The sequence below is a fragment of the Sphingobacterium yanglingense genome, from assembly GCF_004363245.1.
Classification (GTDB): Bacteria; Bacteroidota; Bacteroidia; order Sphingobacteriales; family Sphingobacteriaceae; genus Sphingobacterium; species Sphingobacterium yanglingense.
Window position 1 is genome coordinate 516,126 of the sequence record NZ_SNYV01000014.1, and the last position, 13,020, is coordinate 529,145.

At 40.1% G+C, this 13,020-nt stretch carries 11 protein-coding genes; 10 read left to right on the top strand and 1 reads right to left on the bottom strand.

The window, feature by feature from the left end:
* The first annotated feature begins 19 nt into the window (after positions 1–19).
* From CLV99_RS13445 to CLV99_RS13480, 8 genes are all read left to right on the top strand, one after another.
* Positions 20–376 (top strand): response regulator, encoded by a 357-nt coding sequence (locus CLV99_RS13445; protein ID WP_133585009.1) that lies wholly within the window; start codon positions 20–22, stop codon positions 374–376.
* A 63-nt stretch (positions 377–439) separates the two neighbouring features.
* Positions 440–1,030: a sigma-70 family RNA polymerase sigma factor gene (locus tag CLV99_RS13450; RefSeq protein ID WP_133585010.1), complete on the top strand. Its 591-nt coding sequence runs from the start codon at positions 440–442 to the stop codon at positions 1,028–1,030.
* Between the two features lie 75 nt (positions 1,031–1,105).
* A complete protein-coding gene (locus CLV99_RS13455) occupies positions 1,106–2,116 on the top strand; it encodes a FecR family protein (RefSeq protein WP_133585011.1) in 1,011 nt (336 codons plus the stop codon).
* A gap of 48 nt (positions 2,117–2,164) precedes the next feature.
* Positions 2,165–5,509 (top strand): SusC/RagA family TonB-linked outer membrane protein, encoded by a 3,345-nt coding sequence (locus CLV99_RS13460; protein WP_133585012.1) that lies wholly within the window; start codon positions 2,165–2,167, stop codon positions 5,507–5,509.
* Positions 5,510–5,546: 37 nt separating this feature from the next.
* The gene (locus CLV99_RS13465) at positions 5,547–7,064 is read left to right on the top strand and encodes a RagB/SusD family nutrient uptake outer membrane protein (protein ID WP_133585013.1); all 1,518 of its coding nucleotides are present in this window, start codon (positions 5,547–5,549) and stop codon (positions 7,062–7,064) included.
* A 5-nt stretch (positions 7,065–7,069) separates the two neighbouring features.
* Positions 7,070–7,345 (top strand): LysO family transporter, encoded by a 276-nt coding sequence (locus CLV99_RS13470; protein WP_133585014.1) that lies wholly within the window; start codon positions 7,070–7,072, stop codon positions 7,343–7,345.
* On the top strand, positions 7,335–7,937 hold the full coding sequence (locus tag CLV99_RS13475) for a lysine exporter LysO family protein (protein WP_133585015.1): 603 nt from the start codon (positions 7,335–7,337) through the stop codon (positions 7,935–7,937). Before CLV99_RS13470 ends, CLV99_RS13475 begins: the two co-directional genes overlap by 11 nt.
* A gap of 10 nt (positions 7,938–7,947) precedes the next feature.
* Positions 7,948–9,864 carry an MGH1-like glycoside hydrolase domain-containing protein gene (locus tag CLV99_RS13480; protein ID WP_133585016.1) on the top strand — a complete coding sequence of 639 codons (1,917 nt, stop codon included), beginning with the start codon at positions 7,948–7,950 and terminating at the stop codon, positions 9,862–9,864.
* Positions 9,865–9,909: 45 nt separating this feature from the next.
* On the opposite strand, the gene CLV99_RS13485 is transcribed toward CLV99_RS13480, so the two are convergent.
* Positions 9,910–10,584: a superoxide dismutase gene (locus CLV99_RS13485; RefSeq protein WP_133585017.1), complete on the bottom strand. Its 675-nt coding sequence runs from the start codon at positions 10,582–10,584 to the stop codon at positions 9,910–9,912.
* A gap of 195 nt (positions 10,585–10,779) precedes the next feature.
* On the opposite strand from CLV99_RS13485, the gene CLV99_RS13490 reads away from it, so the two are divergent.
* Together CLV99_RS13490 and CLV99_RS13495 are read left to right on the top strand one after the other, a co-directional pair.
* Entirely contained in the window at positions 10,780–11,676 is an 897-nt protein-coding gene (locus CLV99_RS13490) for a helix-turn-helix domain-containing protein (RefSeq protein ID WP_133585018.1), read from the top strand.
* 166 nt (positions 11,677–11,842) lie between these two features.
* The gene (locus CLV99_RS13495; protein WP_133585019.1) at positions 11,843–12,991 is read left to right on the top strand and encodes an efflux RND transporter periplasmic adaptor subunit; all 1,149 of its coding nucleotides are present in this window, start codon (positions 11,843–11,845) and stop codon (positions 12,989–12,991) included.
* Positions 12,992–13,020 lie beyond the last annotated feature (29 nt).

The following is a 13,020-nucleotide window of genomic DNA, read 5'->3' on the forward strand; positions in this document are numbered from 1 at the left end:
GTCTTATTTTGATATACGTATGGCTAAAAAAGTAATGATTTTTGACGATGATAAGACGATCTTAAGTATCTTCTCTATAGTATTGGAGTCTTCAGGTTATATTGTTGAAATTTCTGAAACATCCCACGATATTATAGAGCGTCTTGAGCAGGCGATGCCTGATGTTATTATTATGGACAATTGGATTCCGGATATAGGAGGGATAGAAGCGACGAAGCTAGTGAAAAGTAATGCCAGATTCAAAGATATTCCGGTAGTTTATTGTTCTGCAAATAGTGATATCGCATCCTTGGCGGCTCAAGCTGGAGCGGAAGCCTATCTACCCAAGCCTTTTGATTTGGTAGATTTAGAAAAGACGATAGAAGCACTAATGTAATAGCGAATAAGTCAGAAGTTTGTTATTTCATAATTTTTCTTTAGCTTCGTTTAAAGCCAAATTATGAACAAGCAATCCATTCTGAAAGAGTTTTTTCTCAATGAAGAGTTGGTAGAAGAGGTCTTCAATCTCTACTTCGATGACTTGTGTCGTTTTTTAGGATATTATACTCGAGATAGAGAGTTGATCGAAGACTGTCTTCAGGACATCTTTGTGAAACTTTGGGAAGACCGAGCCACACTAAGTATATTTCATATTAAGACCTATCTTTATAAATCTTCACGAAATAGGATGTTGAACGTTCTGCGCTCGCAAAATAGTAGGCTACTACGGGAGGAAATCTGGGCAACAGAAGAAATGAGCAGAGCTTATGCACAGGAATGTGTTAACATGGAGGAGTTTGCTGTCTTTTATAATGAAGCAGTTGAAGCTCTTCCTGAAAAGTGTAAAATGATCTACCAATATTGTAAAGATGCTCATAAGTCTTATAAACAGGTAGCCGAAGAACTTCAACTTTCGGTAAAGACGATCGAAAGTCAGATGTCTATTGCCTACCGAAAAATCAAGTCCCATATTATCTATAAATATCAGCTATCCGACCCCAATTCGCTGTTATTGTTGTTGACCGTACAGGGCGCAATATGGGCTGTGTAACTTTATTTAAAAAAAATAAAATTCTTTTAGGGGTTTCTATTATTGCCTGTGTCTATTAATCGTAAACCAAGTACGATGAATAGTAATTATAAACCTTCTTTAGAGCTGTTGGCTGCGTATCTTTCCAATCGATGTACCCAGGAAGATAAGGATAAGATCGATGCATGGTTGTCTATGGATCCAAAAAATGGCGTTTATATGGATCAGCTTAAAACAGAATGGCGATATATCGATGAAGAACCTATTCAATTAGACACCAAATCCAAAAATAAAATATGGGATCATGTTTATGGAAAACTTCGTCCTAAACCTAAGGTTTTTGTTTTCAATCCAAAGCGATTTTGGTATGGCACTGCCGCGGTGGCCATGATGTTACTTTTCCTGGGAGGGGGGATCGTTTTCTTTATCCAAAAGAATGCTATACAAGAGCAACTGCAGAACCAGCTTACTACTATAAAAACGAACGTGGGTCAAAAATCCGAAGTGCTGTTGCCTGATGGATCGGTCGTATGGTTGAACGCTGGATCGAAGATCTCGTATCACAATACTTTTAATCAGAATGACCGTAAGGTAATCTTAGAGGGAGAAGCTTTTTTTGATGTCAAAGAAAATAAAAATCTTCTTTTTGTCGTAGAGACCGCTAATCTGGACGTAGTGGTCAAAGGGACAGCATTTGATGTATCGGCCTATCCTGAGGATAGACATACTGAAGTTTCGCTTCTCCGTGGTAAAGTAGATATTCAAAATAAGAAAGGTGACTTGGTTCGGAAATTATTGCCAAACGATTTGATTCGATATGATAAAGAGAAAAACACCTATGCTTTCCGTCAAGATAACAATGCCATACAGTATAGTGCTTGGAAGAATGAAGAGCTGATTTTTGAGAATGAATCGTTGGATGTGGTAGTCAAAAAGCTAGAAAGGTGGTATGGTGTGGAAATGGATTGGGAACATGCTAAATCTGCCAAGAGGTACACTTTTAAGGTGAAGACCGAAAGTTTACGTGAAATGTTACAGTTGATCAATGTTATCACCCCTCTCGATTATAGAATTGAAGGGAAGCAGGTAACCGTCAGACAGCGTTAAAATAAGACCGAAAAACACAAATTATGTAATCACTTAAATAAACAAATTATGCTAAAAAAACCAATTCTGATGAGCTTTTTGCTCCTCAGCCAGACACTTTTTGGCCTTAATGCCCAGGAGGTGAATGGTAAAGACAAGAAGTCGGTAAACCTAAAATCACTAATTGAAGTGGTTGAAAAGAAATATGGATACTCCTTCATGTTTAGTAACTCCGATATTGATGTAAACACCTTGGTCGCTTATGACGAACAAGCCGGCAATCTAGAGACGCTATTGAAAAATGCACTAGGAAATAGTGGGGTATCTTATGAAATATCTGGTAAACGAGTTCTATTAAAGAAGGCTAGAAAGGGAACACAAGAAAATGAAGTAAAAGGACTCATCCGTGACGAGCAGGGGAATGCTTTGGCCGGAGTGAGTATATCTACTCTTAAAAGTGGCAAGAACACTGTTACGGATCGAAATGGGGCTTTTACTATAGAAGTGGATGGTAACGAACGATTAAAAATCAGTTATGTGGGTTACTTGGACCAAGAAGTATCGGCTTCGGCAGGAAAATATCTGAACATAACTTTGGTTCTTGGTAATGAGGAGTTGGAAGAAGTGGTGGTAATCGGTTATGGTACGCTCAAAAAATCCGATGTGACGGGAGCTATTACAACTATTGATGCAAAAGACTTAGCAAAACGTGCGACATCGAATCCCGTTGAAGCCTTACAGGGAATGGCAGCGGGAGTTAACGTACAAAAAAATAGTGGTATCGCAGGTGCGGGAATGCAGGTGAAGATTAGAGGGGTTAATACCTTTGGTAGTAATGATCCCCTTTATATTATTGATGGATTCCCGGGCTCTATTAGTAATGTGAATCCTAACGACATCGAGAGTATGGAGATCCTTAAGGATGGTGCCGCTGCGGCGATATATGGTTCAGTAGCCGCCAATGGGGTTGTGATTGTAACAACGAAGGCGGGGAAGTCAGGAAAGGTATTGGTGGATATCAATAGTTTTGCCAATGTCACTTCTACAGCCAATCGTCTAGAGGTATTGGATGCCAATGGTTATGTCAAATTGCATCGTCAAATGTATGAGGAAAACAACAAGTATTCATCTGCACCAGTGGCTTTACCCGATTACATTAATAATCCAGGTACTGCTAATACGGATTGGCAGGATGCGGTCTTTCGGAAAGGGGTAAATACGGCACATAGTGTCGCAGTGCGGGGAGGATTTGAAGATACCCGATATTCTTTATCTGCTAATCTCGGAAATGACAAAGGTGTGGTTATCGCGAATAACTTTAAAAAGGAAAATGTTCGGATGAAGCTAAGTACGCGTAAGAATATATTTACGATAGAGGGAAATATGGCGTATACTAATTCCAAATATCAAGGGCCTAATTTTAATTTAAAAGAAGCTTATATGATATCACCATTGGTGCCTATTTATGATGACAAGCAGTCCGGAGGTTTTGGCTTAACCAATTGGGGGGGCATACCCAATAACGTAAATGTGGTGGCCGATGAATATTTCAAAACAAGTTGGAGCAAGAATCAAGAGTTTGCAGGAAATGCCTTTGTGAATGTAGACATCTGGAAAGGACTCACATTTAAGACGAGTTATGCATTTAATGGAATAAATAACCAGAAATATTATCATACACCAGCATTTACCTCGGACGAAAAGAACCCTTACGAATATCCTTATTACAGTGAGGAAAGAAGCTATTGGCAGGAACAGGTTGTGGACAATCTGTTAAATTACCAAGCTGATTTTGATAAGCATAGTATCAATGCTTTGTTAGGTACATCATTAACACTGCAGGAGTCCAACTGGAATGCAATCGGGGTAGAAGGAAAGAATATTGTGTACTCGGTTGAGAATGGAGGATTAGTTACCAAGGAGGTGGCAGAAGGATTTTTGGATCCCTATTTTATGACAATCGACGCCGGGCGAGGAGGAACATACAGTGGTACAGGGTCAAAGTATCAGTACAATCGTTTCTCGGTGTTCGGTCGTATTAATTATACGTACGCAAATCGTTATTTACTTCAGTTCACTTTACGAAGGGACGGATCTTCTAAGTTTGGGCCAGATAATAGATACGGTAATTTTCCTTCTTTAGCACTGGGGTGGAAAATTGATGAAGAGGAATTCTTTCCTAAAGGGGGCTTGGTAAATCAACTCAAATTGCGTGGTAGCTGGGGTAAGCTAGGGAATGAAGCTGCGTTGAGATATTATGACCACCAGGCTTTAATCTACTCCGATAATAGTTTGGTAAGAGGTTATGTAAGGGGAGGAGGGAATCCTTGGCCAGGAAGCATCGCTACCAATTTGGAGAATAGAGAGATTGGTTGGGAAACTACGGTATCTCAAAATATAGGTGCAGATTTTGGCTTGTTTAATAACACTTTAAAGGGGGCAATAAATTATTACTCCAATACCACTGAAGATCTATTGATTACGAAAAAGATAGCGCCTTCGTCTGGTTTGGTAGACCCAGTATTGAATGTAGGTAAAATCCGGAATAGCGGATTTGAGTTGGAATTGAAGTATACTAATCAAAATAATCCTTTTGCCTATAATGTCGGTGTTAACCTCGCTACCTTAAAAAATAAAGTAATCTCTTTAGGTGGAGAGGATCAGACACTATATGGAGTGGGGCTTAAATTTGGGTCCGAACACTTCCCGAACCAGACGCGTATCGGATCTCCTATAGGAGGGTTTTTCTTGTATCAGACCGATGGTATCTTCCAAAACATGGATGAAGTGAACAATTATGTCAATGCTGACGGAAAATTACTACAGCCTAATGCCAAACCTGGGGATATTCGTTTTGTCGATAGCGATGGCAATGGAAGCATAAATGATGACGATAAACAGTACAGTGGTACTGGTCTACCTAAGTTGGAAGTCGGTATTACATTAGGAGCATCGTATAAAGGTTTCGATATGTCTGCATTGTTGGGGAGCGGATGGGGACATAAACTATATAATGGCAACCGTTACTTCTTTGAGGCAATGAGCTCGGGATCGAACTTTCTGAGTAGTACTCTTAATGCATGGACTGAAAATAATAGGGACACGGATGTGCCTAGAGCAGTATTAGGAGATCCTAATGGGAATAGCCGGGAGTCGACGCGTTTCCTGGAAGCAGGTGATTTCATCCGTTTACGCCAAATACAACTGGGCTATACATTACCGAAGCATGTTCTCGGGGCAATCAAATCAGAAAATCTAAGATTCTATATTAGTGGACAGAATCTATTTACATGGACCAAGTATAATGGTATAGATCCTGAATTTGGGAGTTCGGGAGTGCTGAGCGCTGGAGTAGATCGTTATATCTTTCCGTTCACCAAATCCTATACTTTAGGCTTACAGTTTCTATTCTAAGATAATAGATCGTATATCTAATTAAAAATTGATAAAGATGAAAAGAACAACACTTAAACATATATTTCTCTGCTTGATTTTGGCCTCGGCGACAGTGTCCTGCAGTGATAGATTAGAGTTATCTGCACCAGATCAGTTGACCTCAGGTAATTTCTGGCGAAATGCATCCGATGCAGAGGCTGGATTAGCATCCGCATATTCTCAATTGGAATCCTCTACAGATGTATGGGAATTCTCTGAAATCAAGTTTCCCGTTGAAACCTATAGAGAAGATATTTGTGTTATAGGAAGTGATGCGATGAATTACCAGACTTGGGTGGAACTGTATAACTTTACCTACACCAATGGGAATAGCCAATTTTCCAGATATTGGGATATCAATTATACGGGGATCGCCTTTACAAATCAAGTGATAGAGAAGGTAGCAACAATTGATATGGATGTAAACTATCGAAATCAAATTGTAGCTGAAGCAAAGTTTTTACGTGCCTACTACCATATGAAGCTGTTGCTGAACTGGGAAAAAATAGTTCTGCGTGACGTATACATAACGAATGAAAGTCAAATTAATAAAGAGCTATCGTCGCGTATAGAAGTGTGGGATTTTATTGTTAAAGACTTGGAAGAAGCGGTGAGTAGCTTGACACCTAAGCATACAGAAGCTAATGTGGGGAGAGCTACTAAAGGTGCTGGCTATGCATATTTGGGGTATTGTTACCTGACCCGAGCCTACGAAGAGACTTCGAGACGGGATGAAATGCTGGATAAGGCAGAAAAGGCATTTAGAAATGTAACTGGTTATACATTAGAGAAGAACTTTCTGTCAATGTTTGATGGTACCAATAAAAATAGCAAAGAATCTATCTTCGAGCTTCAGTTTACCGATAATACAGCCAATGGAGCAAGTTATCGTACGGCTATACATAAATGGATTGCTACGGGCGAACTTGGAGGCTGGGATGAGATTACTCCAAGTAACATGTTGTTGTCTGAGTTTAAAAAAGAAGGAAGGGTGGCAACTACTGGAAATTATGACTCGAGGCTCTATCAAACTTTATTCTGTGAGGATCCTTACTTTAACGATGTCAATACCCCAAGGGTTTATGGAAAGACGTACAATGAAAGGTTCGAGCAGGGCTCCGGTCGTATGAGTTTTAGGAAATATCTTCCAGCGACATTTGATGACTTGAATAAATCTAGAACCGCTGTCAATTTGCCTCTAATGCGCTATGCAGATGTCCTGTTGCTATTGGCCGAAACACTAAATGAACAGGGTAAGTCTGGTGATGCTATTCCTCTTATAAATGAGGTACGCAAGCGCGCGGACATGCCAGCACTGTCTTCAGGATTGGATAAGGAACAGGTAAGAAAACAAATCGAACATGAACGTATCGTTGAATTTGCATTGGAAAATACGCGTTTTTATGATTTGAGAAGATGGGGCAAAACGAAGGAAGCATTGCACGCGATAGGAAGGACAAATTTTGATCCGAGTAGTCATAACTTCTATCCAACGCCTTTGTTGGAAATTAAGTCAAACGACAAAGTAAACTAAAAAATATGTTAATTGTATTCGGTATCATGGTGGTCGGAGTAGGTGTAGGGATTGGCGTTAGGTCAATCCCTCATTTTCGACATGTCGGAAAATGGATTTCTATTGTTATTTACTTTTTGCTTTTTCTATTGGGAAGAGAAGTAGGGACGAATGCGCAATTACTGTCTAGTCTTAGTACGTTAGGGATACAGGCTCTGTTGATTACAACTGGTGCATTGATCGGAAGTATCTTTTGTGCTTGGGCACTTTACAAGTTTTTTTTTCAAAAACATGAAGGGTAGTCTGATTATTGTCGGTTTTTTCGTACTGGGGATTCTTTCTGGGGTAGGTGATGTATTTCCTCCGGATTTTTTCTCGGTAAATACTAGTCAGTACGTGCTGTATGTATTGATGTTTTTGGTAGGATTGAGTATAGGCTACGATAAGGAATTGATTCATTCTTTGCGGAAGACCAATTGGAAGATTCTATTGGTTCCAATAGGTACCGTAATAGGAACTTTGCTTGGAACTGCTCTAGTAGGAGTATTTATACCCGAATGGTCGATAACCGAAAGTATGGCGGTAGGTTCTGGATTTGGCTATTATTCGCTATCAAGTATTTTTATTACTAAATATAAAGGTGTAGCTCTAGGGACAATTGCATTGATGTCTAATATCATGCGGGAGATATTTGCCCTTTTGGCCGCTCCGCTATTGGTACGTTGGTTTGGACGGTTAGCACCTATATCAGCGGCTGGTGCTACCAGCATGGACACCTGCTTGCCTATTATCTCGCAATATAGTGGGAGAACGTACGTGGTAGTAGCTATTTCGCACGGTATAATTGTAGATCTCACGGTACCGTTTTTGGTTACATTCTTTTGTTCTTTTTAAAAAATCTAATATGCTAAAATATTTTTCCTGGATAGGGGTGTTCATTTTATCAGTCTTCAGTATGGCCTGTTCTAGTTCAGTAACTAAGCTGGACAAGGGTGATTTTAATATGGACGACTACTATAATTTATTTGATATAAGACAGGATCCGAACGCAGCAAAACGTCTTACCAATCCACTATATACGGATGGGGGGGCATGGTTGGGCTATGGTGTTCCTTTGGACACGAGTGTAGCTGCATTTTGTGGCCCCTATGATTTAGCCGCTCGTAGTTGGTGGAGTTCTGCAATTGTGGAGGTGTTGGGTGGGGAACCGAAGGGAGAAGGTCAACTTGATCGGTTGGGACAAGATAGTGTCGTCTCTTATGTAGACCGTTTATGGATGCGGTCAAATTATAAAGGAGGAAAAGTCGAGCAGACACTCCGGATATTGTCGGATTCAACGTCTTTGTTGGTAATAACGAATAGCTCAGCTGATCCTGTTTGGATCTCTGGAGTACTTTCGAAAGGGGGATGGAGACAAGATGGAAGTCATATTTGGACTGAAAATCAGAGGGGTGAAGTAATTATGCTGTCGTTTTCGGAAGGGGTGACGTTGAGTACCAAGGCAGAGCGGTATACCGGCAGGCTGATGGGGAAGCAGCATGTTGTCGCGATTACGCATTTTCGTAAAGGTTTTCATAAACAGGATGCTAAAAAAAATGGGAGGAGGATTGTTAATGAGGAGGGAAGCCTGATCCAAGCGCAAAGTATGAGATGGGAACGCTATCTGAAACCAAATTTTAGAGCGGAACTATCTTTTGAGGCGCATCGAGTCATGGTTAAGAGTGTAGCTACGCTTATGAGTAACTGGCGTTCTGCACGAGAGGACATAAAGCATGACGGCATAGTGCCATCTCATGTTGCCGATTATTTTGTCGGTTTATGGGCTTGGGATTCGTGGAAGCATGCCGTAGCGATAGCTCATGTAGATGTTAACCTGGCAAAAAATCAGGTACGCGCCATGTTTGACTTTCAGGATAGTGCAGGAATGGTTGCAGATTGTATTTATCCAGACAGTAAGGAAAATAATTATAGAGACTCTAAACCTCCATTGGCAGCATGGGCTGTAAATGAGATCTACGAAGTTGATAAGGACAAGGATTTTGTTGAGGAGATGTACGGTAAGTTGGTCCGCTATCATAATTGGTGGTATATGAATAGGGATCATGACCACAACGGTATTTGTGAGTATGGTGCGACAGATGGAACATTGGAGGCTGCAAAATGGGAAAGCGGTATGGATAATGCCATACGTTTTGACGATGCAAAAATGCTTCAGAATAATTCTAATGCCTGGAGTATGAATCAAGAGTCGGTCGAGCTAAATGCTTATTTAAAAGTGGAAAAGCAATATCTGAAAAAGTTCGCTGTTATTTTAGGACAGTCTTTTGAAGACGAGGACAAGGATGTCGTGACTACTTTCTTTGATAGGGATAGAGGTTATTTTTTTGACCGTAGACTAGGGGGAGAATGGATCGAACACTTTGGGCCAGAGGGATGGGCACCACTGTGGACAGGCTTGGCAACCCAAACACAGGCCGATGCAGTGGTAAAGGTGATGAGTGATACGTCAAAATTTTCAACATTTATACCTTTCCCTACTGCGGCTATCTCAGAAGAAAAATTTATGGATAGAGGATATTGGAGAGGACCAATTTGGTTAGATCAGGTTTATTTTGCGATATCTGGATTGAGACGTTATGGTTATGCATCGCTCGCAGATTCATATACAGAGCAGGTGTTTGATCGTCTCGAGGGCTTGAAGGAGGAAGGTCCAATTCACGAAAATTATGAGGCGCGTACAGGTAAGCGATTGAAGGCACCGCATTTTAGTTGGTCCGCGGCACACCTCTTCTTATTATATAAGGAATTTAAAACATTGTAAAATAAAAAAGCATCCCTAGGGATGCTTTTTTATTTTACAAGTTAGCTATTTCTTTAATGCTTGTTCGTATCTGTTGCTTACTTCTTTCCAGTTGATGATGCTCCAGATAGCTGCTAAATAATCAGGACGTTTGTTTTGATATTTTAGGTAATAGGCATGTTCCCAAACGTCAAGACCTAAAATTGGAGTTCCTTTTTCTTCTACAACATCCATTAATGGATTGTCTTGGTTAGGTGTCGAACTAACGAACAATTTGCCGTTTTTGTCAACAGAAAGCCAAGCCCAACCTGAACCGAAACGAGAAGCTCCAGCAGCATTTACTTTCTCTTTCATGGCATCTACAGAACCGAAAGTTTCGTTGATGGCTTTTGCTAATTTATCAGAAGGTTTTGTGTTTTTTTCTGGAGTCAAGATTGTCCAAAAAAGCTCATGATTGTAGTGACCTCCACCATTATTTCTAACTGCTGCACTTTGACCAGATATTTTTGATAGCAGTTGTTCAATACTTCCTTTTTCGGCTGCAGTTCCTGCAATTGCCTTGTTTAGGTTAGCGGTATAGGCAGCAGCGTGTTTAGAATAGTGTATCTCCATAGTCTTCGCATCGATTGACTCTTCAAATGCATTGTATCCGTATGGTAAAGGTGTTTGCTTAAACTGTGCAAATGTAAACTGTGCGGAAAATAATGCCGCTGCAAATAATGCTGTTTTAACTAGTTTCATGAGTTTTTAGTTTTAATATATGTTCAATATTAAGAATAACCATGTTAATTAACGATTAAGATTGAAAAATCATATCACTTTTCGACAAAAATATTACATTGTGCTGTTCAAGATATCGGGCTAAACAGAGATTTTTGTCTCAGTCATCGTTCTCACATGGCATGGGCGGGTGAATACTAAAGTTTCTATTTTCTCATGAGTTCTACATATTTGTCCGTTGTTACCTTAGATGATCTGCAGGCGCATCTGAATTTTAATCTCAAAACCAATGACTATATTGTTTTTGAGGTTAATAAGGCTAATTATCTTATGCAAAGAAATCTGTTGTATAGGGCCGATTATTTTGGTGTATTGTTGATCAAGGAAGGTTTCGTCCGGTATACGGAAGGGGAATTGCAATATGTATTAAAGGCCGGAGATATTCTGTTTACCAATAATTCTAGATCTTTTAGAATTGATTATATCTCGGATGATTATGTAGCCTTGTATATGTTCTTCTCAGAAGAAGTTTTGGAAAGTGTTGGATTAAGTTTTGTTTCCAATGATGTTTCTGCAACCCTGTTGAACGAATCTCAGGATATCATCCGAAATGAGCCAGACTTGTTTGCTCGTATGGAATTTTATATGCTGGAATTGAAACGCCTTAATACTCCCCATCTGGAGGCTCCATTGATAGATGGTATAATGTTCCATTTTTTTTCGCTTATCGTTCATGAGATTGTAGCCTTTTTAAGCAGAACTGTTTTGGTCACGCCAAAATCACCTAGGGAAGAAGCGTTGTCTTCGGAATTTTTCCATTTATTAAAGCAGTTCTTCAGGCAGCAACATGATATTCAGTTTTATGCGGATCAACTCTTTGTGAGCCGAAAATATTTGGGCCGTGTTGTCAAAAAGACTATGTTGAGAACACCCAAGGAAATTATCAGTCAAATGCTTGTGTTGGAATCCAAGCTACTCTTAAGAACATCGAAATTATCTATTCAGGAGATTGCTTATGCGTTGGGATTTACGGATCAGGCGTCATTTAGCAAGTTTTTCAAAAAGCACACCGACTTCTCTCCAACTTTCTATAAGTCCCGGGGAGTGGTATAGCCTTTTTTCCTACTTATAGCTTCAAATAATTGTCACAGTACTGTCTTAGCGGTTATTGGACGACGTTATGAAGCGACCTTTGGACAAATATTGGCGCTTAAGCACCATTTTATACTCGCTCTTTTTATGCGATTTTTGTCCGGAAAAATAAAAAAGGGTATATATTATGCGTCAAAAATTCGTGTCACAATCATTCAAATTATGGTTACTTTCATTTGTTCTGCTGGCTAGCTGCGGGCAAAATGAAAAGGGCGGAGACTTTAATAACGGGCCAATGGAGGTTCCGATTTCGACAATTACGAAATCAAATGTTGAATTAAAAAAAGAATATGCGGCTAGTTTGGAAGGAATTTCCAATGTAGAGATCCGCCCACAGGTTTCGGGTTATCTTACCAAAATATATGTGGAGGAAGGAGCTTATGTGCGTCAAGGACAGGTTCTTTTTAAAATCGAGGATCGGATTTATCAAGAGCAATTGCGTAATGCACAAGCTGTGCTGATGAGTGCACAGGCAAATTTGGTAAATGTAAAAATTGACTTAGATCGCAAAAAGGAACTCGTCAAAAGCAATATTGTGTCCGATTTGCAAGTAAAGGAAGCGGAGGCAGCCTATCAAGCAGCTTTAGGAACAGTTGGTCAGGCAAAATCGGCGATAGAATCTGCGCGAATCAATGTTGATTTTTCGACGATAAAGGCTCCATTAAATGGTTTCGTAGGTCGGTTTAACTACCGTCTAGGAAGTTTGTTGGCTCCTACAAATCCTGAGGCAATAACGGTGTTGTCGGACAATCGCCAGATATTCGCGTATTTCAGTATGGGCGAAAATGAGTTTATTCGTTTCCAGCGCCAGTATGCCGGAGATACAATGGACGAAAAGTTAAAGAAAGTGGAAGATGTTGCCTTGAAGTTGTCTGACGGAGAAGGGTATGAACATACTGGACGTATAGATGCGGTCGAAGGGCAATTCAACAAAGGAACTGGAGCAATCACGCTGCGCGCCCGTTTTGACAATCCCAAAGCATTCTTAAGGAGTGGCAACACAGGTAAGATTATTCTTAAAGAACAGCTTACTGATGCGGTATTGGTTCCGATCGCTTCAACTAAATCAATTCAGGAAAAACTGTTTGTCTTTGTCGTGGATAAAGAAGGTAAAGCACAACAGACACCTATCACGGCTGTGGGTAAAGTAGGACAGGATTTTATTGTTTCGGATGGTGTAGAGGTTGGCGACAAGTACGTAGTCAGAGGATTTGATAGATTACAGAGCGGTACTGCTGTAGTTGCTAAAAGCGAAAAGGGCCAAGAACAGAAATAACTAATACGTTATCACTTTCATTTTTTATT

What these genes read in the sequence shown, in the direction of transcription:
- CLV99_RS13460 (WP_133585012.1), top strand. Translation starts at nt 2,165, where the DNA reads ATGCTAAAAAAACCAATTCTGATGAGCTTTTTGCTCCTCAGCCAGACA.
- CLV99_RS13485 (WP_133585017.1), bottom strand. Translation starts at nt 10,584, where the DNA reads ATGAAACTAGTTAAAACAGCATTATTTGCAGCGGCATTATTTTCCGCA.
- CLV99_RS13455 (WP_133585011.1), top strand. Translation starts at nt 1,106, where the DNA reads ATGAATAGTAATTATAAACCTTCTTTAGAGCTGTTGGCTGCGTATCTT.
- CLV99_RS13470 (WP_133585014.1), top strand. Translation starts at nt 7,070, where the DNA reads ATGTTAATTGTATTCGGTATCATGGTGGTCGGAGTAGGTGTAGGGATT.
- CLV99_RS13475 (WP_133585015.1), top strand. Translation starts at nt 7,335, where the DNA reads ATGAAGGGTAGTCTGATTATTGTCGGTTTTTTCGTACTGGGGATTCTT.
- CLV99_RS13480 (WP_133585016.1), top strand. Translation starts at nt 7,948, where the DNA reads ATGCTAAAATATTTTTCCTGGATAGGGGTGTTCATTTTATCAGTCTTC.
- CLV99_RS13450 (WP_133585010.1), top strand. Translation starts at nt 440, where the DNA reads ATGAACAAGCAATCCATTCTGAAAGAGTTTTTTCTCAATGAAGAGTTG.
- CLV99_RS13445 (WP_133585009.1), top strand. Translation starts at nt 20, where the DNA reads ATGGCTAAAAAAGTAATGATTTTTGACGATGATAAGACGATCTTAAGT.
- CLV99_RS13465 (WP_133585013.1), top strand. Translation starts at nt 5,547, where the DNA reads ATGAAAAGAACAACACTTAAACATATATTTCTCTGCTTGATTTTGGCC.
- CLV99_RS13490 (WP_133585018.1), top strand. Translation starts at nt 10,780, where the DNA reads ATGAGTTCTACATATTTGTCCGTTGTTACCTTAGATGATCTGCAGGCG.
- CLV99_RS13495 (WP_133585019.1), top strand. Translation starts at nt 11,843, where the DNA reads ATGCGTCAAAAATTCGTGTCACAATCATTCAAATTATGGTTACTTTCA.